General features: G+C 69.3%; 24 protein-coding genes and 2 tRNA genes. 9 read left to right on the top strand and 17 right to left on the bottom strand.

Annotated elements, in window-relative coordinates; translation table 11 throughout:
• Nucleotides 1-183 precede the first annotated feature (183 nt).
• The gene (locus ACZ48X_RS15660; RefSeq protein WP_336348819.1) at nt 184-1,065 is read right to left on the bottom strand and encodes a polymer-forming cytoskeletal protein; all 882 of its coding nucleotides are present in this window, start codon (nt 1,063-1,065) and stop codon (nt 184-186) included.
• On the bottom strand, nt 1,062-2,417 hold the full coding sequence (locus tag ACZ48X_RS15655) for a pentatricopeptide repeat-containing protein (protein WP_336348820.1): 1,356 nt from the start codon (nt 2,415-2,417) through the stop codon (nt 1,062-1,064). Before ACZ48X_RS15655 ends, ACZ48X_RS15660 begins: the two co-directional genes overlap by 4 nt.
• Before the next feature lie 223 nt (nt 2,418-2,640).
• Here ACZ48X_RS15655 and ACZ48X_RS15650 point away from each other — a divergent pair, with 223 nt between their 5' ends.
• Together ACZ48X_RS15650 and ACZ48X_RS15645 are read left to right on the top strand one after the other, a co-directional pair.
• On the top strand, nt 2,641-3,894 hold the full coding sequence (locus ACZ48X_RS15650; RefSeq protein ID WP_336348821.1) for a trans-sulfuration enzyme family protein: 1,254 nt from the start codon (nt 2,641-2,643) through the stop codon (nt 3,892-3,894).
• 84 nt (nt 3,895-3,978) lie between these two features.
• The gene (locus ACZ48X_RS15645; RefSeq protein ID WP_336348822.1) at nt 3,979-5,325 is read left to right on the top strand and encodes an MFS transporter; all 1,347 of its coding nucleotides are present in this window, start codon (nt 3,979-3,981) and stop codon (nt 5,323-5,325) included.
• Nucleotides 5,326-5,367: 42 nt separating this feature from the next.
• Here ACZ48X_RS15645 and ACZ48X_RS15640 read toward each other — a convergent pair whose 3' ends face one another.
• The 4 genes from ACZ48X_RS15640 to psmA all read right to left on the bottom strand — a co-directional run bounded on the left by ACZ48X_RS15640 (nt 5,368) and on the right by psmA (nt 11,046).
• Nucleotides 5,368-8,607: a PAS domain-containing protein gene (locus ACZ48X_RS15640; protein WP_336348823.1), complete on the bottom strand. Its 3,240-nt coding sequence runs from the start codon at nt 8,605-8,607 to the stop codon at nt 5,368-5,370.
• An 89-nt stretch (nt 8,608-8,696) separates the two neighbouring features.
• A complete protein-coding gene (locus ACZ48X_RS15635; RefSeq protein WP_336348824.1) occupies nt 8,697-9,383 on the bottom strand; it encodes an MBL fold metallo-hydrolase in 687 nt (228 codons plus the stop codon).
• 218 nt (nt 9,384-9,601) lie between these two features.
• Nucleotides 9,602-10,291 carry an archaeal proteasome endopeptidase complex subunit beta gene (psmB, locus tag ACZ48X_RS15630; RefSeq protein ID WP_379761784.1) on the bottom strand — a complete coding sequence of 230 codons (690 nt, stop codon included), beginning with the start codon at nt 10,289-10,291 and terminating at the stop codon, nt 9,602-9,604.
• Nucleotides 10,288-11,046, bottom strand: coding sequence for an archaeal proteasome endopeptidase complex subunit alpha (gene psmA / locus ACZ48X_RS15625; protein WP_336348825.1), 759 nt, complete (start codon nt 11,044-11,046; stop codon nt 10,288-10,290). The genes psmB and psmA overlap by 4 nt, the downstream gene beginning before the upstream one ends.
• A gap of 273 nt (nt 11,047-11,319) precedes the next feature.
• On the opposite strand from psmA, the gene ACZ48X_RS15620 reads away from it, so the two are divergent.
• The 3 genes from ACZ48X_RS15620 to ACZ48X_RS15610 all read left to right on the top strand — a co-directional run bounded on the left by ACZ48X_RS15620 (nt 11,320) and on the right by ACZ48X_RS15610 (nt 12,812).
• On the top strand, nt 11,320-11,706 hold the full coding sequence (locus ACZ48X_RS15620; RefSeq protein WP_336348826.1) for a hypothetical protein: 387 nt from the start codon (nt 11,320-11,322) through the stop codon (nt 11,704-11,706).
• The gene (locus ACZ48X_RS15615) at nt 11,703-12,248 is read left to right on the top strand and encodes an NUDIX hydrolase (protein ID WP_336348827.1); all 546 of its coding nucleotides are present in this window, start codon (nt 11,703-11,705) and stop codon (nt 12,246-12,248) included. The genes ACZ48X_RS15620 and ACZ48X_RS15615 overlap by 4 nt, the downstream gene beginning before the upstream one ends.
• A 90-nt stretch (nt 12,249-12,338) precedes the next feature.
• The gene (locus ACZ48X_RS15610) at nt 12,339-12,812 is read left to right on the top strand and encodes a luciferase domain-containing protein (RefSeq protein ID WP_336348828.1); all 474 of its coding nucleotides are present in this window, start codon (nt 12,339-12,341) and stop codon (nt 12,810-12,812) included.
• A gap of 41 nt (nt 12,813-12,853) precedes the next feature.
• Here the strand turns inward: ACZ48X_RS15610 and ACZ48X_RS15605 are convergent, their stop codons facing one another.
• The 5 genes from ACZ48X_RS15605 to ACZ48X_RS15585 all read right to left on the bottom strand — a co-directional run bounded on the left by ACZ48X_RS15605 (nt 12,854) and on the right by ACZ48X_RS15585 (nt 17,456).
• Nucleotides 12,854-13,723: an EamA family transporter gene (locus tag ACZ48X_RS15605; protein WP_336348829.1), complete on the bottom strand. Its 870-nt coding sequence runs from the start codon at nt 13,721-13,723 to the stop codon at nt 12,854-12,856.
• Nucleotides 13,724-13,980: 257 nt separating this feature from the next.
• Nucleotides 13,981-14,571, bottom strand: coding sequence for a 50S ribosomal protein L15e (locus tag ACZ48X_RS15600; protein WP_336348830.1), 591 nt, complete (start codon nt 14,569-14,571; stop codon nt 13,981-13,983).
• Between the two features lie 163 nt (nt 14,572-14,734).
• The gene (locus ACZ48X_RS15595; protein ID WP_336348831.1) at nt 14,735-16,282 is read right to left on the bottom strand and encodes an Hvo_1808 family surface protein; all 1,548 of its coding nucleotides are present in this window, start codon (nt 16,280-16,282) and stop codon (nt 14,735-14,737) included.
• Nucleotides 16,283-16,356: 74 nt separating this feature from the next.
• Nucleotides 16,357-17,088: a class I SAM-dependent methyltransferase gene (locus ACZ48X_RS15590; RefSeq protein WP_336348832.1), complete on the bottom strand. Its 732-nt coding sequence runs from the start codon at nt 17,086-17,088 to the stop codon at nt 16,357-16,359.
• A 242-nt stretch (nt 17,089-17,330) separates the two neighbouring features.
• On the bottom strand, nt 17,331-17,456 hold the full coding sequence (locus ACZ48X_RS15585; protein ID WP_336348833.1) for a hypothetical protein: 126 nt from the start codon (nt 17,454-17,456) through the stop codon (nt 17,331-17,333).
• A gap of 364 nt (nt 17,457-17,820) precedes the next feature.
• On the opposite strand from ACZ48X_RS15585, the gene ACZ48X_RS15580 reads away from it, so the two are divergent.
• A complete protein-coding gene (locus ACZ48X_RS15580; RefSeq protein ID WP_336348834.1) occupies nt 17,821-18,426 on the top strand; it encodes a hypothetical protein in 606 nt (201 codons plus the stop codon).
• Between the two features lie 110 nt (nt 18,427-18,536).
• On the opposite strand, the gene ACZ48X_RS15575 is transcribed toward ACZ48X_RS15580, so the two are convergent.
• Nucleotides 18,537-18,608: transfer RNA gene (locus ACZ48X_RS15575), tRNA-Thr, on the bottom strand.
• Between the two features lie 57 nt (nt 18,609-18,665).
• On the bottom strand, nt 18,666-19,349 hold the full coding sequence (locus ACZ48X_RS15570; RefSeq protein WP_336348835.1) for a DUF7114 family protein: 684 nt from the start codon (nt 19,347-19,349) through the stop codon (nt 18,666-18,668).
• A gap of 61 nt (nt 19,350-19,410) precedes the next feature.
• Between ACZ48X_RS15570 and ACZ48X_RS15565 the strand changes: the two genes are divergently transcribed.
• Nucleotides 19,411-20,115, top strand: a complete 705-nt coding sequence (locus ACZ48X_RS15565; protein WP_336348836.1) for an enoyl-CoA hydratase/isomerase family protein — start codon at nt 19,411-19,413, stop codon at nt 20,113-20,115.
• Between the two features lie 81 nt (nt 20,116-20,196).
• Nucleotides 20,197-20,952 carry a hypothetical protein gene (locus ACZ48X_RS15560; protein WP_336348837.1) on the top strand — a complete coding sequence of 252 codons (756 nt, stop codon included), beginning with the start codon at nt 20,197-20,199 and terminating at the stop codon, nt 20,950-20,952.
• Between the two features lie 38 nt (nt 20,953-20,990).
• On the opposite strand, the gene ACZ48X_RS15555 is transcribed toward ACZ48X_RS15560, so the two are convergent.
• On the bottom strand, nt 20,991-21,788 hold the full coding sequence (locus ACZ48X_RS15555; protein ID WP_336348838.1) for an NAD+ synthase: 798 nt from the start codon (nt 21,786-21,788) through the stop codon (nt 20,991-20,993).
• A gap of 135 nt (nt 21,789-21,923) precedes the next feature.
• Between ACZ48X_RS15555 and ACZ48X_RS15550 the strand changes: the two genes are divergently transcribed.
• Nucleotides 21,924-21,994: transfer RNA gene (locus tag ACZ48X_RS15550), tRNA-Gly, on the top strand.
• A gap of 708 nt (nt 21,995-22,702) precedes the next feature.
• Here ACZ48X_RS15550 and ACZ48X_RS15545 read toward each other — a convergent pair.
• The 3 genes from ACZ48X_RS15545 to ACZ48X_RS15535 all read right to left on the bottom strand — a co-directional run bounded on the left by ACZ48X_RS15545 (nt 22,703) and on the right by ACZ48X_RS15535 (nt 24,378).
• Nucleotides 22,703-22,858 (bottom strand): DUF7331 family protein, encoded by a 156-nt coding sequence (locus ACZ48X_RS15545; protein WP_227132116.1) that lies wholly within the window; start codon nt 22,856-22,858, stop codon nt 22,703-22,705.
• Nucleotides 22,859-23,031: 173 nt separating this feature from the next.
• The gene (locus tag ACZ48X_RS15540) at nt 23,032-23,343 is read right to left on the bottom strand and encodes a DUF7577 domain-containing protein (protein WP_336348839.1); all 312 of its coding nucleotides are present in this window, start codon (nt 23,341-23,343) and stop codon (nt 23,032-23,034) included.
• 126 nt (nt 23,344-23,469) lie between these two features.
• Entirely contained in the window at nt 23,470-24,378 is a 909-nt protein-coding gene (locus tag ACZ48X_RS15535; protein ID WP_336348840.1) for an acyltransferase, read from the bottom strand.
• Nucleotides 24,379-24,502 lie beyond the last annotated feature (124 nt).

The following is a 24,502-nucleotide window of genomic DNA, read 5'->3' as shown; positions in this document are numbered from 1 at the left end:
TTTCGTGCCGACGGGACCTCGGGCATGCAGGCAGCTAGGCTGGTAAGCAGGTTGGTAGGCACGCAGGTTGGTAGGCACGCAGGTTGGTAGGCACGCAGGTTGGTAGGCACGCAGGTTGGTAGGCACGCAGGCAGGTCGGCTGGTAGGCAGCAGGCTGGTAGGCAGCGGTCTGTGACGCGGCGGTCACCCGGGGATGTCCGCCGGTTCGAACGCCTGCCAGCCGAAGTACGTGACGAGGACCGCGCCGAAGCCGACGCTCACGACGACCAGGGTTGCGAGCGTGCCCACGATGGGGACGGCGTCGAGGAGGTCGAGGGCGACGACGAGGAGTGCTGCGCCGGCGGCGGCGGCGACGTCCGGTCGGTCGACGGGGAGCGCTCGTCCGAGTCGGGCGCCGGCGGCGGCGAGCGCGTAGAGGAGGACGAGGAACTCGCCGACGACGCCGAGGACGCTGACGGGGACGAGGACGACGGTGAACGCCATCGCGACGAACCCGACGAGGAGGGTGACGGCGGCGAGCGCCCCGACGACGCCGGAGACGAGCGCGTGCCCGGTCATCGCGTCGCCGACCGTCGCGAGCGCGTCCGGTGCGCGTCGAGCGAGCAGGAACGCGAGGGCTGCGAGCGCGAGCGCCTGCATGGCGAGGAACCCGAGGCGTTCGGCGAGCGTGCGCTCTCGCGGGGCGACCTCGACGGTCGTGCGACGCGGGACGCGCGCGCCGGCGGCGACGCTGGTCGTCCCGCCGAACGAGCGGAGCTCGCCCGTTATCGCGGCGCCGTCGAGGACGCTGAGGTTCCCGGCGAGCACCGTCACCTCGGCGTCGACCGTGCCGGCGACGACCGCGGTCCCATCGATGACGTAGATCGGCCCGTCGACCGTCGCGTTCGCCGGGACGGTCACGGTCCCGCCAGCGACGACGAGCGGGTCCGTCTCACCGCCAGCGGCGAGGGCGTCGGCGTCGCGCGCGCCGTCGAAGACGACGTGCATGGCGTCTGGGTCGGCGCCGCTCGCGCCGACCAGGAGGAGGACGACGACGAGCAGCGGGAGGACGTCCATGACGCTCATCGCTCCACCTCCGGCGCGCTCCCCGCCGCGTCCTCGGGAGCGCGGTCGGCGTCGCGGCGTCGGTCCCTGGACCGTGCGATGGCGTACATCCGTTTCGCGTACGCGCCGACAGCGAGGCCGAACAGGAGGAGGAGGGCGAGCGCGTTCACGAGGTTGAGGTGCGTGAGGAGCGTGACCTCGGCGTGCGCGAGGTAGAGCGCGACCGCGGTGCTGGCGAACGTGGCGACCCAGCCGGCGAGCCCGATACCGAGCGCGCTGTGGGTGCCGATGGTGTCGGCGGTGGCGAGGTCCGGCCAGAGCGCGAAGTTCATCGTCGTGTAGAACGAGACGGCGACCGCGTACAGCAGCGGGTTCGCGAGACTCGGCGTGCCCGCCGCCGTCGGGAACACCGCGGCGACGCGGAGTTCTGTCGTGTAGAGGACGTGCGAGAGGGCGAACAGCGCGAAGATCCAGAGGAAGACGCCGTTGCGCGAGAAGTTCGTGTAGAGGACGCCCGCGGCGAACGCGCCGAGGACGTGCGCGCCGGCGATGAGGAGGCGCGTCTCGATCTGGGGCGACTGCCAGGAGGTGAGGAGGAGCGTGGGCGTCTCGATGATGCGGAGGAACCCGAGGCTGTCGACGAAGAAGACGCCGAACATCAGGACCAGGGGCGCGACGAACGCGAGACTCCGTGTGCGAACGGGGTCGGGGTAGTTGAAGCGTCCGCGGCCGAACGCGTCCTGTTGCGCTTCGAGGTGGTCGAGGACGCGTTCGACGGCGTCGACGCGACCGCTGGCGAGCACGGCGAGCACGACGATACCGGGCGCCACCGCGGCGGTCATGAGGTTGCTGAAGACGACGACGTTCCAGTCGAGCGGGATGGCGTTCGCGAGCCCGTACGTGAGGGCGGTGATGGCGGCGGCGACGTACCCGCGGTCGGGGACGGGGATGGTGTCGATCGCGAGCGCGAACGAGACGGGGAACCCGACGCCGAGTGCGGCCGAGCCGGCGACGATCCACGCGCCGAACGCGGGCGCGGTCCGGACGTGCGGCGCGAGTACGGTGAGGACGAACTGGACGCAGACGACGGCGAGGAGGAGCCGGAGCTTCGTGCGGATGCTCGTGCTCCACCCGCGGCGGTCCATGGTGACGCCGGTGGCGACGGCGGCGACGAACGTGCAGAGCGCGAGGACGCCCATCCAGAGGGACACGGTCGTCTCCGGGAGGCCGACGAGCCGGGTGCCGAGGTCGATGAGGCCGAGCTGGACGAACGTGATGTTGTAGTAGTAGCCGGCGGTCATCAGGGCGACGAAGAGCGCGTAGCCGGCGAGGGTGGACCAGTCGCGGTCGCGGAGGTACCCGAAGAGACGCATCGTACGTGTTTGCTCGACGCGAGCGGACAAAAAGATGGAGCGCCGTCCGTGACCCGCGAACGCCCCGGCCGTGACTCTCTCGGGCCGGGAGTGGTCGAGCTTCGACGACCTCGGCCTGTCGAGATGTCCAGAATCCCGCAGTATTACTTAACAGAATATTGCCCCTGGCCCAATATTACAAACTCATGAAAGGTTTTTTCGCGAGTGGCGGCGAGTATCACGTATGGACAACCGGGACAACCCACACCACTTCGAGACGCTCTCGGTCACGCACGGCGAACGCGCGACGCCCGGCGAACCGATGACGGGCGACGTCGTCTCACCCATCCACCTCGCGTCGACGTACGCGCTCCCCGGCCTGGACACCGAGATGTCTCTCGAGGACCTCGACCCGAGCAAGGGCGACTTCGTCTACTCGCGGCTCTCGAACCCGACGCGGCACGCCGTCGAACAGCGCCTCGCCGCGCTCGAGGGCGGCGACCACGGGTACGCGTTCTCCTCGGGGACCGCCGCCATCTTCACGTTCCTCCTCGCCGCCGTCGAACCCGGCGACCACGTCGTCGCGTTCGACGACCTCTACGCCGGCACCCGCCGGATGCTCGAGGACGTCTTCGCGAGCCGACTCCACGTGGACGTCGACTTCGTGGACGCGACCGACGCCGAGAACGTCGCCGCCGCCGTCACGGACGCGACCACGGTCGTCTGGATGGAGACGCCGACGAACCCGACGATGAACATGTGCGACATCGGCGCCATCGCCGACATCGCGGACGACGCCGACGCCCTGTTCGGCGTCGACAACACGTTCATGAGTCCGTACTTCCAGAACCCTCTCGAACTGGGTGCGGACGCGGTCGCGCACTCGACGACGAAGTACCTGAACGGGCACTCGGACTCGGTCGGCGGGGCGCTCGTCACGAACGACGACGCGCTCGCCGAGGAGGTCGAGTTCCTCCAGACCGTCGGCGTCGGCGACATGCTCTCGCCGTTCGACAGCTACCTCCTCCTGCGTGGCACGAAGACGCTCCCGATGCGGATGGACCGCCACGAGGCGAACGCGATGGCGGTCGCCGAGTACCTCGAAGCCCACGACCTCGTCGACGCCGTCCACTACCCCGGGCTCGAATCCCACCCCCAGCACGACCTCGCGACCGAGCAGATGAGCGGGTACGGTGGCGTGCTGAGCTTCGAGCTCGCCGGCGGTATCGAGGACGCGAAGCGCTTCCTCGAAGCGCTCGAGGAGTTCACGCTCGCCGTCTCCCTCGGCGGCGTCGAATCGCTCGTCGAACTCCCCGCGGGCATGACTCACGAACCGCTCGCGGTCGACGAACGCGAGGCGCTCGGTATCACGGACACGCTCGTCCGCGCGAGCGTCGGCGTCGAGCACGTCGACGACCTCGTCGCCGACCTCGACCGCGGCTTCGACGCGATGGTCGACGGCGCCGAGTTCGAGGCCACGCCCGCCGCCGACGACTGAACAGTCGGGTTCTCTCCTCCCGCTGTCGTCGGCATCGCCGACCGAGAGCGAAACCGTTTCGAGGCGGGCGTGGCGAGAGCGAGTGTGACCTTCGGCCTCGACCGGACGCGCCTGCAGTTCCCCGTCCTCTATCTGACGCGGTTCGCGACCGGGTTCGGGTTCGCGACGCTCGCCGTCCTCCTGGCGACGTACGTCAACCAGTACGACCCGTCGGGGTTGATGCTCGGCCTCTTCACGAGCGGGTTCGCCATCGCGCAGACGATAGCGGTCGTCCCCATCGCGTACCTCGGTGACGCACGCGACAAGCGCAACGTCCTCGTGGGCGTGCTCGCGCTCGGCGTGCTCGCGTACGTCGGGTTCGCCGCGCTCGACGTCTACAGCGGTGGCGAGTGGGCGTTCGTCGGCGTCCGCGCGGTCCAGGGCGCCGCCGTCACGGGGTCGGGGCTCTTGTCGCTCGCGCTCGTCGGCGACCGGTCGCCGCCGACCGAGACCGCGCAGTTCATCGGGAAGGCGAACTCGTGGCGGTTGCTCGCGGGCATCCTCGGCGGCGGCGTCTCCGGCATCCTCTACGACGTCTACGGGTTCGGCGTCGTCTACAGCGTCATCGTCGGTCTGCTGTCGGTCGCGATGGCGGGCGTCGTGTTCGTGCTCTCCCCCGACACGACCCGCGTCGAGGGGTTCCCGTTCAGGGACCTCGCGGTGAACGCGCGCATCCTGACGCTGACGGGGTTCCGCGCGCCGTACGCAGTTGCGGTGACGCTCGTCCGCACGTGGGTGCTCCTGTACGCCGGCGTCGAGGCGCTCCAGGGCGGCCTCGGGTTCGCGGTCGCCGCCGTCAGCATCGTCTACGGCGCCGAACGGTTCACGAACATGATCTGTCAGCCCTACACGGGCCGGCTCTCGGACCGCTTCGGGCGTGCGATGTTCGTCGCCGCGGGCGGTGGCGCGTACGGACTCGTGGCGCTCGCCGTCCCGTTCGCACCCGACCTCGCGTCCGCGATAGCGCTCCCGTCCGCGTCCGCGCTCGCGACCGCCGTCGCCGGCCTCCCCGGCGTCGACGCCCTCGTCGACGCGTCCACGGCCGCGGGGCTCGTCGAACGCGGCCTCGACACGCCGAGCGGGACGTTCCTCGTCCTCGTCGCGCTGAACGGGTTGCTCGGCGTCGCGGACTCGTTCCGCGAACCCGCGAGCATGGCGCTGTTCGCGGACGAGGGCAGCGACGGCGACGGCGTCGCCTCCAGCTTCGGCATCCGCGAACTCGTCTGGCGACCCGGGAGCGTCCTCGCCCCGCTCGCCGGCGGCGTCCTCACCGAACAGGTCGGGTACGCGTCCGTGTTCTACGTCGGCGGCGCGAGCGCGCTCGTCGGCGTCGGCGCGTTCCTCGCCGCGCTCTGGTACACGCAGGGCGCGGACGCGCTCACCAGCTGGTAGCAAGGGGAGGCGCCGTCGAACGCGGGATCCACCGACCGAGAATCAGTCCGCGGTCCCGTCCGCGAGCGGGAGCGTCACCGCGAACGTCGCCCCCGAGTGCTCGTCGTCGACGAGCGCGACCTCGCCACCGTACGCGTCCACGGTCTCCCGGACGAGGTAGAGCCCGAACCCGGTACCCGGGGAGTCGAAGCCCTTCTCGCCCTTCCGGAAGAGGTCGTCGCGCATCGACTCGTCGACGCCCGACCCGTTGTCCGCGACGTACACCGTCGCCGTCTCCGCCTCCTCGTCGACCGCGACGTCGACGAACACCTCGGGGTCGGTGGCGTCGTTGTGCTGGACGGCGTTCACGAGGAGGTTCTCGAACACCTCCGGGAGGAGTTCGTCCGCGGCGACCGCAATCCCCGGCAGCCCCTCGGCGTCGACGGCCACGTCGAACGCGCCCTCGAGCTTCTCTATCTCGCTGTCGAGCACCGCGTCGAGCGCGATCGGTTCGCTGTCGTGGTCGTCCTCGACGAGGATGTGCATGAGCGACCGCATCGTCTCCACGAAGTCGATCATCTCCGCGAGTCGCGACGCCGCCGTCTCCAGGTGGCCCTCGACTGACTCGTCGACGTGGCCCTCGAGCATGTCGGTGCGGGCGTGCGCGACGTTCAGACTGTTCAGGAGGTTGTGTCGAAGGAGACGGTTCACGTACTCGAGTCGCTCGCGTTCGTGTTCGAGTTGCGCGCGACGTTCCCGGCGTTCCGTGACGTCCTGTGCGAGCGATATCCCGCCCGTGATGGAGCCGTCGTCGCGGACCGGGATGGCGCGAACGACGAGCGTGCGGTCGTCGAGCGCGACCTCGCGCTCGACGAGGTCGCCGGCGAGCGCGTCCTCGTGCGCCGAACAGAGCGTGTCGCGAACGGGTTCGGGGAGCGCGTCGACGTCCCCGGGCGCGCTCCCGACGAGCGCGTCCTCGTCGACGCCGAGCACGCGCTCGTAGAGCGACCCCGCGACCGTGACGTACGCGCACTCGGTGTCGAACATCGTCACGGTCGCGTTCGGGACGTTCTCCGCCAAGGTACGGTACTGGCGTTCGCGCTCGCGGAGCTCGCGGTCCCGTTCCGCGAGAGCGATGGCGAGCCCGACGACCTCGCCGAGCTGTTCGACGACGCGACGCTCCCGGCCGTCGAACGCGTGCGGGCGGTCCGCGTAGATCGAGAGGACGCCGAACGTCTCGTCCTCGTGGACGAGCGGCACCGCGACCGACGACCGGTACCCTTCGGCTTCCGCGTGCGCGCGCCACTCGTCGTCGACGTGACCCGTGCGGACGTCCTGGGTCGCCGCGAGCGCGTCCTCGCGGAGCGCCGTCGCCGCCGGCGCGTTCGCGGCACTCGCGTCCAGCGACAGGTCGCGCTCGTCGAGGACGCCGTCGACGCCCGCCTCCGTCCGCACGTACACGTCGCCGTCGCCGTCCGCGTCACCGATCCACGCGAACTCGTAGCTGGAGGCGTTCGCGAGGCGCTCGCAGACGACGCGCTCTATCTCCTCGCGGCTCGAGTACCCCGAGAGCTCGCGGTTGATGTCCCTGACGACCCGCGAGAGCTGGTCGAGCGCGGCGAGACGCTCGTTCTTCGTCGCGAGCGTCCGCTCCCGTCGCTTCCGGTCGATGGCGGACGCGACGACGTTCGCGACCGACCGCACGAACCGCCGGTCGTCCGCTGAGACCGCGTCGGGGTCCGCGACCGTGACGACGAGTTCCCCCCACGGCGCGTCGTTCGCGCCGACCTCCGCGGCGACCACGCCCGGGTCCTCGCGGTCGTGTACGCTCGTCGGTTGGACGTCGACGGTGCCCTCGACCGCGTCGGCGTCACCGACGCACGCGCGAACCCGCGCCTCGCTCTCCGGACCGCCGTCGCCGAACTCGAGGAGGGACGCGCTCGACGCACCGAGGGTCTCCGCGGTCCGCTCGGTCGCCTGCCGGAGGAACCCGTCGACGTCCGCGCGCTCGATCGCCTCCCGACTCAACTCGGAGACGACCTCCTGCTGGGCGAGTCGCTCGTTGAGCGCCTCCTCGCGGTGCTTGCGGTCCGTGACGTCCTGGAAGTACACCGACAGCCCGGATTCGCTCGGGTACGCACGCACCGCGAACCACGTCGACAGCGGCGGAAAGTACTCCTCGAACGCCACCGACTCCTGTTCGCGCATCGCCGCCCGGTACTGGTCCGCGAACGTCGTTCCGGCCGCTTGCGGGAACGCCTCCCAGATGGACTCGCCCGTCACCGCCTCGGGGTCCACGTCGATGAGTTCCGCCGCGGTCTCGTTCACGTACGTGAACTGGAACTCGTCGTCGAGCGCGAAGAACGCGTCCGTCACCCGTTCGAGGGTCTCGTCGAGTTCCGCAACGAGTTCGTTCTTGCGCTGCCGGAGGCGTTCGCGCGCGCGCTCGTCGTCGGTGACGTCCCGGAACGACGCGAACGCCGCAACCGGGTCGTCGCCGAGCGGGACGACGTCCACGACGTACCACGCGGACTCGCCGTCGACCGGGTCGACGCGGAACTGGTGGCCGTAGGACGCCTCCCCGGTCCGGAACACGCTCGCCCACGGTCTCGCGTCCGGCGACACGAACTCGCCGTCGGTGTCGTACACGTCGACGTCGCCCGTTCTCGTCTCCCCGATGGAGATTGCGAACTCCTCGCGCGCCCGGTCGTTCGCCCGCACGACCGTGCCGTCTGGCTCGAAGACGACGAGTCGGTCCGGGCTCGTCTCGAACAACCGGTCGACGACGTGCCCGCGCCAGTTGTCCACCGCGGGCCGCGGCCCCGGTTGCGACGCATCCCCTATCCGTGACTCGTCGTCGCCCATCACCTCGCGCGGCGTTGAGCGCCCCTCACTCGCCGCAGACGCGGCCCCGAGTGCCGCCTCCCCGTCGCGGTTGACAGCCGGGACTCGTGCCGTCGCCCAAACCGGTTCGAACGCGCGCTCGACGGTGCCGACGACGTCGTCGTCGACCGTACAGAACGCCGTGACGTTCGCGTCCACCGCCGCGCTCGCGAGCGCCCCGTCGACCGCGCTCGCGACGACGACGACCGGTGACTTCGGCAGTCGCTCGCGGACGCGACCGACGACCGCCGGGTCGGTCTCCGCGTCGACCGCGAGCACCACGCCGGCGCCCGTCTGCGCGCGCTCGACCGCCGTCTCGACGCCGTCGACGTGCTCGACGTCGACGTCCGACGCTGCGAGCGTCGCCGCGACCGCACCCGCCCCATCCCCCGTGCAGACGATACCGTGTGAATCCGGCATTCGTCGGAAAGTTGAGAGTCCGACGGGCAAAAGCCCACGACCTAAACGACCCGTCGCGAGCGGCCACCGCGGCACCGACGTTCGTGCCGTCAGGCGAGTCGCGCGGCGAGGTCGGCGAGCGCGTCGCTGCCGCCCGCGGCGAGGGGCTCGCCGTGCCCCATGCACGCCACCTCGAACGCCGGGGCGCGGTCGGCGAACGCGCGCACGCTCTCACCGGCCCGACGCCGGTTCCCGTCGAACACCCGCGGCACGCGCCGCAGCGCCCCGTCCGCGGTCCCGCGCACGAGGTCACCGAGCAGCCCGACGCCGAGGCGGTCGCTCACGAAACACAGGTGCCCGGGCGTGTGTCCGGGCGTCTCGAACACCTCGAACGACCCGACGGTATCGCCCTCGCCGACGAACCGGACCTCGAGGTCCGGGCGTTCGACGAGCGGGACCGACACGAACCGCGTCAACACCGCCTTCGCGCCGCGCAACGGCGGCTTGCGCTCGCCCGTCAGGATGCGCCCGTCCGTGTCGCTCGCGTACACCGTCGCGTCGAGTTCGTCGTCGAGGCGCGCGAGCGCCCCGACGTGGTCGACGTCGTAGTGCGTCACGAGCACGCGGTCGACGTCGCCGAGCCCGAATCCCGCGTCGCGAACGCCCTCGCGGATGGTTCCAGCGTCCCACGGCACCCCGGCGTCGACGAGCACGAGGTCGTCCCCGTCCGCCACGAGGAACATCGACGACGCCCGCCCCTCCATCGCCCACACGCCAGCCACCAGTTCCCGACTCATACCCACACGCACCCGCTCCGCCGACAAAAGCACCGCCCCAACGACGCCCTCGCCGGCACGCGAACCGGACCGTCCAGTGCCAGCGCTCGCCGACCGCTCACCGCGACGCCAGCGCGAACCCGACCGCTCACCGCGACGCCAGCGCGAACCCGACCGCTCACCGCGACGCCAGCGCTATCGCTATCGAGCGTCGAAACCGCGAGAACCGAAGGAGCCGATCAGACCTCTTCGGGGTTCGGGAAGTCGTCGTACTCCGTGATGGAGACGTCGCCCTCGGTGACCTCACAGAGGACGAGACCGTTCCCGGAGCCAGTGTCGCGCTCCGCCGCCGAGATGACGGCCTTCGCGGCCGCCTGCTTCGCCTCACTCATCGACATGTCGTCGTGCCAGGACTGCTCGAGGTACCCGTACGCGACCTGCATCCCGCTGCCCGTGACGGTGTAGTCGTCCTTCATCACGCCACCCGCCGGGTCGATGGAGAAGACGTGACTGCCCTCGTCGTCCACGCCACCCAGGATGGGGTTGATGGCGAAGTACGGGCCGCCGCGCGCGAAGTTCCCCGCGAGCGTCGACAGCGCCGTCATACTCATCTCCTCGCCGCGACGCGCCTCGTAGAGGTTCACTTCCGCGCGGAGGCTCGAGATGAACGACTGCGCGCCACCGACGCTCCCGACGAGCGTCATCGCCGCGCTCGGGTGGATCTCCTCGACCTTCACGACCTTCTTGTTCGAGACGAACCGGCCACCGAGGCTGGCGCGGCGGTCGGTCGCGATGACGACGCCGTCGTCGGTCGCGATACCGACCGTCGTCGTCCCCGTCTTGTTCACGTTCTCCTGGTCCTCTCCGGCGTGCTCGCCCCAGTCGCTCGGCGCGATCTCGGGGTCGTAGGGGTTGTCAGCGTCCATCATTCTGCATCACCCTCGTCTTCCTCGGCGAGGAGGTCGAGCGCCTCGAGGCGCTCGCCGATCTCGTCGGTCGACAGCGATTCCACGCTCCCGGTCTCCGTCGGCACGGTCGACACCGCGATGCCTTCCGCCGGGAAGCCGTCCTCGGTCGCCTCCGCGAGCGACTCGAGCGCGAGGTCGACGCCCTCGCCGAGACTCAGCGCGTCGTCGTAGTCCTCCTCGAGACGACGCTGGATGTCCTCGCGAGACCCGCCGATGGCGACCGCCTTCCACTCGTAGGGCGTCCCCGACGGGTCCGTCTCGTAGAGCCGCGGTGTCCCGTCGTGCTCGACGCCGCCGACGAGCAGCGCGACGCCGAACGGGCGCGCACCGCCCGTCTGCGTGTACTGCTGGATGTGGTCCGTGACGTGCTTCGTCAGCGTCTCCACGCCGACGGGCTCGCCGTACCGGAGCTGGTTCACCTGGCTCTGGCGACGCGCGACGTCGATGAGCTGGCGGGCGTCAGCGACGTGGCCCGCGCTCGCGATACCGACGTGGTCGTCGATCTTGTGGAGTTTCTCGACGCTGTCGCGCTCCATGAGCGGCGACCGCGTGCGTCGCTCCGCTGCGAGCACCACGCCGTCGGGCGTTCTGATACCGACGCTCGCGGAGCCGCGCTTGACGGCTTCGCGTGCGTACTCGACCTGGTAGAGACGTCCGTCCGGCGAGAAGATAGTGATCCCGCGGTCGTACGCCTGCTGTTGATTTTGTCCTTGCATGGGAGGTTCCGTAACCTGAGGTAAGTGGACGGGTTCGGAAGTACTTTCTGTAAGCCATCAGCCGGCCATCTGGACTCCGAGCTCGTCCATCGTGCCCGGTTCTTGGACCCGACGACCTTTAAAAACTCCGTCCCGGGCAACACCGCTGGCGTTCTCGGTCCCCTGCCCCGGTTCTGAACGCCGAGCATCGCGGTCTCGTGGCGACCCGCCCCGGCGCGCTCGGCGGCCGCCTCGTCCGGTGGACGTTTCAACGCGACCCCCTAACGTCGGCGTATGCGACAGCGGTACATCCTGGTGCTCGTCGCGCTCGTGGTCCTCGGGCTCGCCGTCGGCGCACTCCCGAGTCTCCTCAAGAGCGGCGACCCGTATCGCGTGCAGGCGACCGACGTCGGGAACGCGTCGACGTTCGACGGCGCGACGTACGACGCGACGGACGTGAGCGAACGCCGGTTCCCGTACGTGACCGAAGCGATCGCGGACGGGACGTCCGGGTCGTACTACGAGGGCCCGTTCGGCGTGAAGGAGTCGTTCAGTCACTCGCCGTTCGACGAGTTCGGCGCGGTCGCGACGCGCGTCCCGAACGCGGTCGAGGGCGACGTGGCGTACGTGACGTACAACGGAACGGTCTACCGACTGGAGATCGTTCGTGAGGACGAATGAGTCGAGACCTCCCCGCAGGCGAGTGGCCGGTTCGCGAGTCGGTCGCTGAGTACGAGACGCCGTGGTACACGGGCGGCCGTGACCGCGTCGAGCAACCGGACGGCTCCGAGAAGGACTACTACTGGGCGGAGCTCCCGGACGCGGTCGTGGTGGTAGCGTCGACGGGCGAAGAGGTCGTGTTCGTCGAACAGTACCGGCCGACGATCCGTCAGACGCAGCTCGAGCTCCCCGCTGGCATCGTCGAGGACGGCGAATCGTACACGACGGCGGGGGCGCGCGAACTCCAGGAGGAGACCGGGTTCGACCCCGCGGGCGTTTCCCTCCTGCAGGAGGTCTGGTGCTCGACGGGCCTGCTCCGGCATCGCCGCGGGTACGTGTTCGCGGAGGGATTGACGCCCTGTGAGCGCGAGCTCGACAGCAACGAGTTCATCGAGGTGCGGTCGGTCCCCGTCGCGGACGCCATCGACGTGGCGCGCGACCCGCCGACGAACGACGCGACCCTGGAGGCGCTGTTGCTCGCGAAGGAGGACGGCCTGCTCTGACCGCGAGCACGGGACGCCCTGCGCTGACCGCGTACGCTCGGTGCCCTGTCCGACCGCGAGCGTCAAATCCTTCGAACGCGTATTGTTAACATGGTTCGAGACGAGTCCGCGGCAAGTCAGCTAGCGGCCACCACCGCGCTGGTCGCGGCCGCGGTCGAGGCGTGGCCCGGCGTGATCGTCCGCGAGCACCCCTTCGGCGGGACGGCGTTCTTCCTCGGGACGCGCGAGTTCGGACACGTTCACCGGTCCGGCCTGCTCGACGTCAACTACAATCGGAGCGTCCGCGACGCCCTCGTCGCCGCCGGACGCACGGGTCGTCACAGCGTCCACCCGGACTCTGGCTGGACGTCGTACCGCATCCGCGACCCGAGCGACGTCGACGGAGCCGTGTGGCTCCTCCGGCTCTCCTACCTCGCGACCGCGATAACGCTCTCGCGCACGCAGACCGGGCGGCGCGCGCTGGCGACCCTCGACCTCGACGCGGAACTCGACGCGCTCGACGCACCGGCGCCCGTGACCGAACGCTACCGGCAGCGAGCGCGGAACCTCGGGCTCGCCGCCTGAAGCTCGCACCCCGAGCCTCTGGGTCTGACCGCGGTCAGCACTCACCCGAGCGCGATGAGTGCGACGCCGCCGACGGCGAGCGCCGCAGCCGCGAGTCGCGCACCGAAGCGTTCCTCGTTCAGGACGACGCCGCCGAGGACGACCGCGACGATAGCCTGCGCGTTCACGAGCGGAGATGCGACGCTCGCCGCGAGCTCGACGAACGCGAGCGCGACGACGTGCTGGCCGACCGCGACGAGCACCGCGAGCGCCGCGAGCGCGCCGAGGTCGCCGCTGACCGCGACGTCGTCCGGCCAGTTGCGCGCGGCGAGCGGCGCGAACATGACCGCGACGATGGGGAAGAGCACGAGGACGAACGCCGCCGGGTCGACGCCGAGGTCGCCCATGAGGTGGCGTTTCCCGACGTCGACCACGCCGAACGTCGCCGCCGAGGCGAGCGCGAGCTGGCCGGGGCGGAGCGTCACCGCACGCCGCAGGGGCGTGAGGAGGTCGCCCTGGTAGTTCGCGAGGTAGAGCGCTATCGTCACGACGACCACCCCCGCAACCTGGAGCGACCCCAGGTCGGTTCCGGGGAGCACGGCGAGTTCGATTGGGAGGACGAACAGCGGCACGACCTTGCTCACGGGCGCGACGTAGGACACGTCGCCGAGCGTGAGCGCGCGGAAGAACGCGAGTATCGCGACGCCGCCGAGGGCGTTGACGCCCACGAGGACCGCGAGCGTGTACGGGTCGGTCGGGACCGTCGCACCGCTCGCGGCCGCGACCGGCGCGTACAGGACGGTCGCGATAGCGTACACGCAGACGACGTACACCGAGTCCGGATAGTGCGCGAACCGGTACTTGACGAGGAAGACGTACGTCCCGAAGACGACCGCGCCGGCGAGCGCGAGCGCGATACCCAGCGTACTCATCGACGACCCCAACTCATCTGCGAGTACCTATCGAGACCGCAGGGAAAAGCCCCGCTATGTTAACTCGGTATGTGTTCGATGGGCGTGGAGGAGGTCCCGAGCGGTCCACGCTCGCAGTCCAACCTCGCGCAGATTCAGCGCTCGCTCGCAGCACACCCCTCGCTCGCAGCACACCCTTCGCATCCAGCCCAGCCATCGCTACGCGAGTGACGCCCGAAAGAAACCGAAATCGCCGCTGGAGTCGACCCGAGTCGGCGTTACTTCGCGCGACCCTGGCCGCCGTTGTTCGAGGGTCGGGTGTGCTCGGTACCCTTGCCCTTGAACGTGAGGCCGCGGTTCTGCGTGCCGGCGCTCGTGAGGCCACGGAACGCACGCGACTGGTGCTGGCTCTCCGTGATCCACGAGAGGTCGTCGTCGTTCTCGATCGCGGGATGCTCGGGGTCCACGAGGATCACTTCGTGCCACTTCTGCGAGCCGTCCTCACCGACCCAGTACGAGTTCAGCACGCGGAGGTTCTTGAACTTCCGCGACGCTCGCTCCTCCGCGATGCGCTGGATGTTCTTCCGGCGCCCGATGCGGTTCACGCCCTGGCGCTTCGAACGACGCCCCTTCTTGTGTCGGGACTTCCGCGCCGTCCCCTTCCGGACGCTGACGCGCGCCACGACCACGCCCTGCTTGGCCTTGTAGCCGAGCTCGCGGGCCTTGTCGAGACGCGTCGGTCGCTCGACGCGCTCGATGGCGCCCTGATTCCGCCATTCTTGCTTTCGCTGCCACTGGAGTTCGGCGAGCTTCCCGTCGTCGGGGTCCCGCCACGCTTCCTTGATGTGCGAGTAGAAACTTCGTGCCATGGTCTATCACCACGGGCGTTTGCCGGTTCAGTCCCGGATGGGACCACATTCCGATGACCTGTCGATGACAGGTGCCCACTGGTGCCCGTCGACCAGCGAGTTGGTCGAACTTCCCGCGTCGTCGCATAAAGGGTTTCGGAACCCCGCGGCGCGCGTCACGGCCTCACACGGCCAGCGGCGCGACGCAGGGCGGTGACGGCGCGAGCGCGTTCGCTGGCGCGACGCGCTGACTCGCCGGTTCGTGGACGTCGCCGAGGTCCTCGACCGCCGGCGCGTTCACGATGGTGACCCGCGACCCCGACACGTCCACGTAGAACGCGTCCGCGTACGGCCCGTCCGGTATCACGAACACACCGTCGTCGCCCGCGTCCGCACCACGGTACCGCAGGAGGTCGCGGTACGCCCGCGCGAACTCCCGGGCCTCCCCGTCGTCGTCGAACCGCAGCCGCCACACGTACCCCGTGTCGCCGTCGTCGCGCTCGTACGCGTACAGCGAATCACCCGCCCAGCCGGCACTCGGCGGGAGCGCGTACGTTATCGGGACCGGCCCGCTGTCCGTGAGGAACTGGTCGCGCGAGACGATGCTCCCCTCGACGTCGTCGTACAGCGTCGCCGCGAACATCGTCGCCACGTCCGCCTCGCCCGCGACCACGCCGCCGTTGCCGACGCGCGACCACTCGCCCGAACTCCGGTCGGGCACCGACACGCTCTCGACGGCGTCGTCGTTCCGGTGGATGATCTGCTCGCTGGACGCCGCCGGGTCGCTGTAGAGCGCGTTCACGGCCGCCCACCCGCCGCGTTCCTTCGTCGCCGCGACGTACGCCTCGCCTTCCGCGTACGGGAAGTACGACAACAAATACAGGCCCATGTTCGGGCGCGGCGCCGCCGCCGCACCCGAGCCACCCTCCTCCCCTCCGCCGTCGCCGTCCGCGGTCGTCCCGCCGTCGCTCGTCGACTCCTCTCCGCCGGTCTCATGGCCGACGCACGCCCACTCGGCCCCGCAGCGCTCGCGGACCTGCCGATCGACGAAGTTCGCGTCACCCTCGATGAGCGCCACGAGCGCGCGCTGCTCGTCCCGCGTCGGCGACTGCGGGAACCGCACGTCGAGGTTCCCGCGGAACTGGTACGCGTGCACGAGCTCGTGCGCGAGCGTCACCTCGTCGACCGTCGGCGTCGACGACGGCGCGACGATGGTTATCTCGTCCGCGTTCGGCGAGTAGAACCCCTGGACGCTCGCCGACCGCGTCTCCGCCTGCTCCTCCTGGGCGTCCGTCGACTCGCCGACGAGGAACAGCGCCTCGAGCCGCACCGCCTCCCTGGTCGCCGCGGCCTCGTCACCACCACCGCCGCCGCCGCTCTGGCGCTCGCGGTACTCCTCGCGCGACAGGATGGAGACCGGCACGCGCCGGTCGAACTCGACGTTCCGCACGTACTCGACGCGGGCCATGCTCCGGTTCACGACCGCCGCGAGCTCCGACTCGTTCAACCCATCCCCGGGCGTGACCGCGAGCGACTCGTTGTACCAGACGCCGTTCTCCCAGCCCTTCACGTCCTCCTCGGGGTCCGCGAGCGCGCCCCCGTCGTCGGGCGCGGGCGCGGTCTCCGAGTCGCTCGTCGTCGCCGTCGACTCCTGGAACGCCGACAGCGTACAGCCAGCGAGCCCGACCATCGCGACCACGGCGACGACGACGAAGACGACTCTCGTTCGCATCTACCCGTACCTCGGAGTCTGCGCGATAAAAACGTCGTGGCGTTCGGCCGCGCCGCCGGGGATGTCTGGGTGAGTCACTCCGGTCGTTGCGCGACGATAGCGCTCTGGACGTTCCAGTGACTCCCGAACGGGTTCTCGCCGTACCCGGCCTTCAAGCCGAGCGCGATCAGCCAGGCGAGGGCGACGAACGGATAGTGGACGAGCGCGAACGCGCCGCTCAACCATCTGACGCCGAGGAACATGCACGTCCGTCGGACGGGCGAGAAGAGCACGTGCAGGAGCGTGTCGACGTAGCTCCCACCTCGATAGAGCGTGTCCACGTCCAAGCCAGCGGCGACTGCGAGGTCGTTCAGGCCGTGGATGCTCGGTCGGGAGTAGTCGTGGGGTTGCCCGTGGAGCGGGTAGTTGAACGCGACGGCGCCGAACAGCTTCCCGCCGGGCTTGAGAACCCGTTGAATCTCCTCGAAGAGCAGGTGGAGGCGGGAGAGCGAGACGTGTTCGAACACAGCCGAGCAGATGACGCTGTCGAACGTCTTCGCCGCGAAGGGGAGGTTCGTGCCGTCCGCGCGAACGTCCAGGTTGTCGTACTGGTCGATGTCCATGCGAACGACCTCGGTCGTGTTCGGGAAGTCCCAGTGGTCGTGCGTGCCACCGCCACCGGCACCGACGTCGAGGACACGCCCGCTGACCGCCGAACCCGTCAGTTCGTGGAAGTGGCTCCGGTAGCGACCGGTGTATCCGCGGTCGGGAGAGAACCGCGTGATGGTCGCGTCGATGATACGTGGACCGTCCGGTGGCGCGTCCATAGCGCTCTCTCGATGTGCGACGGTATAACCACACTGGCCCCATCGACACCCCACGAGAAGAAGTGTCAGCCCGAATATTGGATGTGGTTCGGAATCTTCGACTGCAGCCCGTCGGGCGCTCGCCCCCGGAGTCACCGACCGAGTCCACCACTGCCGCCAGCGCCAGGAACACTCACCCGCTCCACTCGATCTAGTTTCTCCCGCGCGACAGACCAATCGACGGACGAGGAGGGCCGCTCCCGCTACGACCCGACGTACCGCGCGACGACGCCGGCGAGTATCACGAACGCTCCCGTCACGAACGTCCCGGGGATGGGGAGCGCGAACAATCCAACACCGAACGCGATAGCGGCGGTCGACGCTCGCATGGATGGACGTCGCGGCTACGTGAACGTGGAACCCGCGCCAAATCACCTTGTGTGCGTCGACGGTCGCTCGTCGCGCGGCGGGACGGCCCCACCGTGCGTTCGTCGAGCGACGGATGGCCGGTTCACGGCCGGGCGCGGGCCGGTCCGGGGAGCGTGAACGACACGTCGCCGTTCTCCGTCGTGGTGCAAGAGGCGACGAGCGCGTCCGTTCCCCCTCCCACCGGACCGGTCTCCGGGCACGAGCGTGCCGACCGCTCGTACGCCCGACGCCGGCTCGTCGACGACGGAACCGCCCTCCGAACCGATAATCCAACGCGAACTAACCGCGAAATATGTAAACCAGGCCGGGGCGATTCGTCGTAGTATGGCGCCGATCCGCGCGAAGGACCTCTTCGTGACGTTCACCATCTTCGAACTGACGCTGCTGCTGTACTACGGACTCATCGCGATTGACCCCGACCTCGTCGTCCTCCGGTTCTGGGCGCGACCTCTCCACTGGACGGTCGTCTCGACGTACGCGCTCACCGCGCTCGGCGTCGCAGCCACGTGGCTGCACTACGAACGCCCGCTGGAGGTCCGCGACGCGCTCGCCATCGCCGGCGTCGTCTGTCTCGTCCAGGTCCCCCTCTCCCCGATGATAACGCACCCGTTCTACTGGCGGCCGCTCTCCGAGACCGCACTGATGCAGGGGATATACTCGCAGTTACGACTCGGCCTCCCCATCGCACTGCTCCTCCCGCTCGGCGCAGCAGGAACGAAACGCGAGTTCGCGGCCGTTCTCGCACTCGCCTGCTCTCTCCCACTCCTCGCCGTCCTGTACCGCGCCCACAACCACCTCTACTACGGCGGATACCAGTGGCCGGTCGACGTCCTCGCACTCAACGCCACCGTCGGGTTCGCCGTCGCCATCGGCCTCGGCACTCTCAACTTCGCCATCGGCCGCTACGCAGCCACCCGCACCCCGTCGTAGCCACCATCGGACACCAGCGACTCCGCGACGCACGAATCGAACCCGGAACCCAAGGAGCGGTCGGTTCGAGGAACACGTCCAACTACGCAGCGAGAGGAATCGGCGAGAGAAGCCTAGGCCGGAATTTGAATCCGGGGTCTCGTCCTTACCAAGGACGCGCTTTACCGCTAAGCTACCCAGGCGCGTTGGAACGCATCTTCCACTTGTCGGGATTCGTTTTAATGCGTTTCGATTCGCGGCTACGAATCGCCCGCGGACTGGGGGACGCCGTCGTCCGCGGTCGGCTCCTCGGGCGGAATCGTGGCGTGGAGGTCGGCGACGGTCGGGAGGAAGTCCAGTTCGTGCGGGAACCCACGGTCGGTGACGTGGTCGATGCAGTCCGCGACGACGGCGTACAGTTCGGGCGTCGGGGTGCCGTCGGCGGCGGTGGTGCCGGCGAGTGCGGCGAGTTCGAGGACGTCCCGTTCGAGCGTGCGGTCGTGCTCGGCGGGGTCCCTGGTGGGGTCGCGCTCGGCGTCGCGGCGTTCGGTCTGCTCGCGGCCGAACGTGCGGACGGTCTCGACGGCGCGGCCGGCCGCGTCCGTTCGCGCGAGCAGGTAGAAGCCCCTGGAGACGAGGACGTCGGCGGCGAGGATGTCGAGGTTCGGCTGGGTCTGGTCGTCGACGTCCTCCCAGGGTTCCGTGTGGGAGAGCGTGCGGGTGAGGCGAAGGCCGTCGTAGATGAGTTGGACGCCGGCGGCGCGGCTACCGATGGCGTTCAGGTCGACGGTGTCGTCGACGGCGCGCGCGCAACGGAGTGCGAGCGTGCCGGGGGCGAGCGAGCCGCCGTCGACGTGTGCGACGATGTCGTCGCGGAGGCGCGCCGGGTAGACGTCCTCGACGGCGTCCACGGCGGCCGAGCGACACGTTGCTGCCTCGTCCATCGCGCGTAGGTAGCAACGGGACACGCAAAGACCTTTGGAAACGACGGACGTCCGCGGTGGTGTGATTCGAGTCGACCGCGACGGGGACGTCTGCGTGGTGAGCATCGACCGTCCGGACCGGCGGAACGCGCTTCGACCGACGGACCTGGACGTGCTTGCGGACGCGGCCGAGCAGGTGACGGCGCCCGTGCTGTACCTTCACGGGGAGGGGCCGGCGTTCTGTGCGGGCGCGGACCTGGACGTCGTCGCCGACCTGGACCGCGAGGGTGCGCGGGACCTGGCGGCGCGCGGGCAGCGCGTGGTGCGCGCGTTCGAGTCGACGGACGCGGTCGTCGTCGCCGGAATCGACGGCCCGGCGCGTGGTGGTGGCGTGGAGCTCGCGCTCGGCTGCGACGTGCGGGTGGCGACGCCGGCGGCGTCGTTCGCGGAACCGGGCGTGTCCCTCGGGTTGTTCGGCGCGTGGGGCGGGACGGCGCGGCTGGCGCGCATCTGCGGGGAGGGCGACGCGATGGACCTCGCGCTCTCCGGGCGGAGCGTGGACGCGACCGACGCCCACCGGATGGGGCTCGTGTCGCGCGTCGTCGACGACCCGCGCACGGTGGCTGACGAGATAGCGGCGCACCCGCCGGATGCGCTCGGGGCGCTGAAGCGACGGATGCGCGACCGCGAGGACGTCCAGAGCCAGGAGGCCAGGGAGGTGGAGGCGTTCGCGGACCTCGTCGCGAGTCACGCCGACGACATCGCCGCCGCGCGCGACGAGGACTGACCGCGTCGGTACTCCGGTGGGGCATCGGGCAACGAGTCCTCGTCCGAAAGAGTCGTAGTGCGCGAACGCCGACGTTGGGGCGTGACAGATTGCGAGCACTGCTCGGAATCGTTCGAGGACGAGGCCGCGTACCTCAGGCACCTCGGCGACGAGCATCCGGGCGAGATGGGGCCGATAGAGCGACGGCGACTGGACGAACTCGGCGGCGGCGACGGCGGGCCGTCGACGCCGCTGCTCGTCGCCGGTATCGCCGTCGGCGCGCTCCTCCTCGCCGTCATCCTGTACACGCTCACCATCGGGGGTAGCGGGAGCGGTCCGAACAGCGAACTCGGCGAACTCGGGCCGGCGCCGAACCCGCCCGGGCACCAGCTCGGGCCGGCGGGGACCGACGAGGTGTATCGACCGTACAGCCTCGGGGCGGCGCACGAGCACGGGCCGATCAGCGTGAACGTCGACGGACAGCAGATAGACTTCCGGCGAGCGGAGTTCCAGCATCCGCGAGAGATGCGCGCGTTCCACTTCGAACGCGGGCTGCGACGCTGGCACGTGCACGCCAAGGGCGTGACGCTCGAGTACGCGCTGGAGGCGACGGCGTTCGGCGTGACGAACACGTCGTTCGCGTACGACGGCGTCGTCTACCGGCAGGGGGCGAACGCGCAGGCGCCGGACGGCTGGGAGGTCGTGACCGGTGCGACCGTCGTGTACGAGGTCAACGGCGAACCGGTGGCGCCGGAGACGTACGTCCTCCAGGAGGGCGACAGCATCTCGGTTCGCGTGCAAGCACCCGGCGGTGGGTCGACGAACGGGACGACGACGAACGCGAGCGCGCTCGCCTGAGCGGTCTCGATTTCTCGACTGGTTCTCTCCTGGAGCGGTCAGGGCGTGGGGTCGACGGGCGCTGGCGGCATCGCGCGCTTGTGCTTGCTGGCTTCGTAGAGTTCGCGGACCTGCGTGATGGCGTCGCGGTCGACGTCGAGCGCACGTTCGGTCGCGGCGGGCGAGAGGTCGCCGTCGACGTGGAGCGCGAGGATGGCGTCGATTGTATCGTAGTCGAGCCCCAGCTCGCCCTCGTCGGTCTGGTCCGCCCAGAGTTCGGCGGTCGCTTGCTTCTCAGCGAGGTCGTCTGGCGCGCCGAGGTGCGCGGCGAGCTGGCGGACCTGTTGCTTGTAGAGGTTCCCGATGGGGTTGCAGTCGACGGCCTGGTCGCCGTACTTCGTGAAGTACCCGGTGAGGGCTTCGGCGCGGTTCCCGGTGCCGAGGACGACGCGGTTCTCTTCGTTCGCGACGTAGTAGTTCAGGACGCCGCGGACGCGAGCGCGAGTGTTCCCGACGGCGGTTCGGTCGCGGTCGCTCCCGGGGACGGCGTCGACGAGCGCGTCGACGATGGGTTCGATCTCGACGACGTCGTACTCGATGCCGAGGTCCTCGGCGACGCGCTCGGCGTCGCTCATGTTGCCGTCGCTCGATACTTCGGCGGGAAGGACGAGCCCGCGGAGGTTCTCTTTGCCGAGTGCGCTCGCCGCGAGGTACGCGGTCGTGGTGGAGTCGACGCCGCCGGAGAGGCCGAGGACGGCGCCGTCGGCGCCGGCGTCGGCGACGACGTCCTGGATGAACGTCTCGATGTGGTCGCGTCGGTCGCGGAGTTCGTCGTCGGAGAATCGCAGGTCAAGCATCACGCGTCGGTAGGGATTGCATCGACAAATACGGTTCCATGACGCGGAAACGATGGACGTGCGTCCAGTTCCCGGCCGCCCGGCGGCCGCGAAGCGCTACGTTCAAGTGCAAGCGGCCGGAATCGACGGATGCGAGCGCCGTTGGTCCAGTGGTAGGACAGTGGCTTCCCAAGCCACTAGCCCGGGTTCAATTCCCGGACGGCGCATTTTCTGAGCGAAACGAAGAAGATCGCCACCGGGAATTGAACCCTACCAGTCGCGCGCAGCGAACGCAGTGAACGAGCGCGTCTGGTTTCGGTTCAATTCCCGGACGGCGGACTCCCTTCGGTCGTCCACCGTCCGACTTCCCGTTCGCCTCGCTCACGGGAATCCCGGACGGCGCACTTCTCCGGAACACCACGAGCGAGGAGCGACAGCGACGAGCGAGTGCCTTCGCGGGGTGGGGTTCGCGTCGGGGGGTCGGGTGGTATGCGGTGTCTAGTGGGGGTGGATGGTGGGTCGTAGGCGGTTGGTTACGATGCTGATGGGGGTGGTATCGGTGGTGTATGGTCGCCTGGGCTCGCGTGGTGGCGTGTGTGTTCGGTGTGGCGTGTCGCAGGCGAGTGAACGGTGGTGGTTAGTGTGCGGTTTAGTGTGGTGGTTCGGGGTGTGGTGGGGTGCTGGTTGCTGGTGGGTGTGGCGTTGGGGGCGGTGCTGGTGTTCCAAAGTGTTCGGTATGCGTTGTATAGCGTGGGTCTGGTGGTGTTGTGCGTGGCGCTGGTGGTGTTCGCGTTGGAGCCGGAGTGGCGCCAGTATGGCTATCGGTAGGTTGGTGCGGTCGCTCGCTGGCGGCTGTTGCTGTGTGAGGGGTCGTCGTCGCGTGCGTTCGCGTCGACGACCGGTTGCGTCGCTGTACCCACCCCACCCCTGGGGTTTCAGGCTTCGTCGCGCCGTTCGAGTCCGTCTTCGACGGGACGCGTGGTGTCGGATTCGATCCAGGCGTCCAGGTTCTCGCGGTCGTAGATGACCATTCCTTCGACGGTTTCACGGCCGACGTAGCGGTCGGCGTCTTCGTTTTCCTGTGACTGCATCCGGGTTCGATGCAGGATATAGTTCGGTCGGGCTTATGCTTGCTGGCCGGGTGAGCGCGGCGATAAAAGCATGACGGCCACGGGGCGAGGAAGGGTGGTTCGGGGTGATCGAGGGTCGGGTGGTTGGGGTGGCGCGGCGTGGGCGGGGTGGCGGGTCGAGCGGTGACGGAGGGTCAGCCGAGCGAGCGCGTGCAGTTACGGCAGTACTTGATGGTGCCGAGGTGTTCGTTCGCCGTGCCGCAGTGCGGGCATGCGCGGAACGCGTCCTCGGTGGGGTGTGCCGGTGGGACGCGGTCGTCGAGGTCGTCCTCGTCGACGCGGTTCCGGTGGACGCGGTCGCCGACGCGCGTGTATTCTTCGGGGTCGCCGATGGCGCTCGCCTGTGGGTTCCGCTCCCCGCGGCGCACGTAGTACGCGTAGATGGCGAGCTGGACGACCGCGAACAGGACGGCGTAGCCGATTATCCAGCTCCAGACCTCGACCATATGTGCTAGTTGTTCGCATGGCACTTGATTGTTGTCGCTCGCGGGTCCACCTGCGCGCGAGTGAGCGGACGGGTCGTGGCGAGACGGGACAGGACGGGTCGGAGCGGAAGCGGGTGGGTGGCGTCGTCAGCGGCCGCCGGGCGGCGCGAGGTCGCGGCGGAACTCGTCGAACACGTCGAGGTCGTCGTCGAGGTCGTACTCGATGCGGCGTTCCGCCTGGCGGTTCACGTTCGCGTCCTCGAGCGGTTCGGCGACGTCCTCCCAGCCGGGTTTGACCTTCACGCTCTTGGCTGGCGACCCGACGGCGACGTGGTGCGCGGGGATGTCGCTGGAGACCGCGGCTTTCGCGCCGACGACCGCGTTCTCGCCGATCTTGCAGCCCGCGCGGACCATCGTGTCGTACGTGATGCGCGCGTCGTCCTCGACGATAGTGTGGTAGTTCTCGACCTCGGTCTGGTCGACGACGTCGTGGTCGTGACTGTAGATGTGTGCGTCGTCGCTGATGGAGACGCGGTCGCCGATGGTGAGCTTCCCGCGGTCGTCGAGGTGGACGTCGTCGTGGATGACGACGTTGTCCCCGATGGTGATGTTGTGGCCGTACGTGAACGTGATGCCCTTGAAGAACCGGCAGTCGTCGCCACACTCCTCGAAGAGGTGGTCGGCGAGCATCGCGCGGAACCGGAGCGCGAACTCGACGTTGTCCGCCATCGGCGTCGCGTCGAACTGCCGCCAGAGCCACTGGAGGTGCTTCGAGGTCTCGAACTTCTCCTCGTCTTTCTCGGCGTAGTACTCGGATTCGAGCGTGGTGTTGCAGGGGTCGTACCCCTGGAGACGGACGCGTTCTGCGGGCGAGACGTCCGCGTCGTTCTGCCAGCGCTCGTAGGCGTCGCGGTCGCCGTGGAGGTCGACGAGGACGTCCTCGACGACCTCGCACGTGGACTCGTCGTCGCCGCGGAGTCGCTCGTCGACGTCCTCGATGAACGCTCGGACGCCTGCCTCGGCGCCCCCGGGAAGCGTGACGTGCCGTTTCGTCATGCTCGCCAGTTGGCGGTCGGCCCTGATACCCGTTTGGTTGTGCGAAGCCCGCGTCGTCCCGCTCCTCGCGCTGGTTCGGCCAAGCACTGATACCGATGCATCACTTTGGTATGGTATGGCATAC

This window comes from Halorubellus litoreus (genome assembly GCF_055378595.1).
This window is presented reverse-complemented; position numbering and strand designations above follow the sequence as displayed.

Coding starts and splice junctions, on each gene's coding strand:
- ACZ48X_RS15600 (WP_336348830.1), bottom strand. CDS start 14,571: ATGGCACGAAGTTTCTACTCGCACATCAAGGAAGCGTGGCGGGACCCC.
- ACZ48X_RS15545 (WP_227132116.1), bottom strand. CDS start 22,858: ATGCAGTCACAGGAAAACGAAGACGCCGACCGCTACGTCGGCCGTGAA.
- ACZ48X_RS15590 (WP_336348832.1), bottom strand. CDS start 17,088: ATGGACGCGCCACCGGACGGTCCACGTATCATCGACGCGACCATCACG.
- ACZ48X_RS15535 (WP_336348840.1), bottom strand. CDS start 24,378: ATGACGAAACGGCACGTCACGCTTCCCGGGGGCGCCGAGGCAGGCGTC.
- ACZ48X_RS15655 (WP_336348820.1), bottom strand. CDS start 2,417: ATGCGTCTCTTCGGGTACCTCCGCGACCGCGACTGGTCCACCCTCGCC.
- ACZ48X_RS15605 (WP_336348829.1), bottom strand. CDS start 13,723: ATGAGTACGCTGGGTATCGCGCTCGCGCTCGCCGGCGCGGTCGTCTTC.
- psmA (WP_336348825.1), bottom strand. CDS start 11,046: ATGCAAGGACAAAATCAACAGCAGGCGTACGACCGCGGGATCACTATC.
- ACZ48X_RS15660 (WP_336348819.1), bottom strand. CDS start 1,065: ATGAGCGTCATGGACGTCCTCCCGCTGCTCGTCGTCGTCCTCCTCCTG.
- ACZ48X_RS15540 (WP_336348839.1), bottom strand. CDS start 23,343: ATGGTCGAGGTCTGGAGCTGGATAATCGGCTACGCCGTCCTGTTCGCG.
- ACZ48X_RS15580 (WP_336348834.1), top strand. CDS start 17,821: ATGGCGCCGATCCGCGCGAAGGACCTCTTCGTGACGTTCACCATCTTC.
- ACZ48X_RS15650 (WP_336348821.1), top strand. CDS start 2,641: ATGGACAACCGGGACAACCCACACCACTTCGAGACGCTCTCGGTCACG.
- ACZ48X_RS15635 (WP_336348824.1), bottom strand. CDS start 9,383: ATGAGTCGGGAACTGGTGGCTGGCGTGTGGGCGATGGAGGGGCGGGCG.
- ACZ48X_RS15615 (WP_336348827.1), top strand. CDS start 11,703: ATGAGTCGAGACCTCCCCGCAGGCGAGTGGCCGGTTCGCGAGTCGGTC.
- ACZ48X_RS15555 (WP_336348838.1), bottom strand. CDS start 21,788: ATGCTTGACCTGCGATTCTCCGACGACGAACTCCGCGACCGACGCGAC.
- ACZ48X_RS15610 (WP_336348828.1), top strand. CDS start 12,339: ATGGTTCGAGACGAGTCCGCGGCAAGTCAGCTAGCGGCCACCACCGCG.
- ACZ48X_RS15570 (WP_336348835.1), bottom strand. CDS start 19,349: ATGGACGAGGCAGCAACGTGTCGCTCGGCCGCCGTGGACGCCGTCGAG.
- psmB (WP_379761784.1), bottom strand. CDS start 10,291: ATGATGGACGCTGACAACCCCTACGACCCCGAGATCGCGCCGAGCGAC.
- ACZ48X_RS15585 (WP_336348833.1), bottom strand. CDS start 17,456: ATGCGAGCGTCGACCGCCGCTATCGCGTTCGGTGTTGGATTGTTCGCG.
- ACZ48X_RS15620 (WP_336348826.1), top strand. CDS start 11,320: ATGCGACAGCGGTACATCCTGGTGCTCGTCGCGCTCGTGGTCCTCGGG.
- ACZ48X_RS15640 (WP_336348823.1), bottom strand. CDS start 8,607: ATGCCGGATTCACACGGTATCGTCTGCACGGGGGATGGGGCGGGTGCG.
- ACZ48X_RS15595 (WP_336348831.1), bottom strand. CDS start 16,282: ATGCGAACGAGAGTCGTCTTCGTCGTCGTCGCCGTGGTCGCGATGGTC.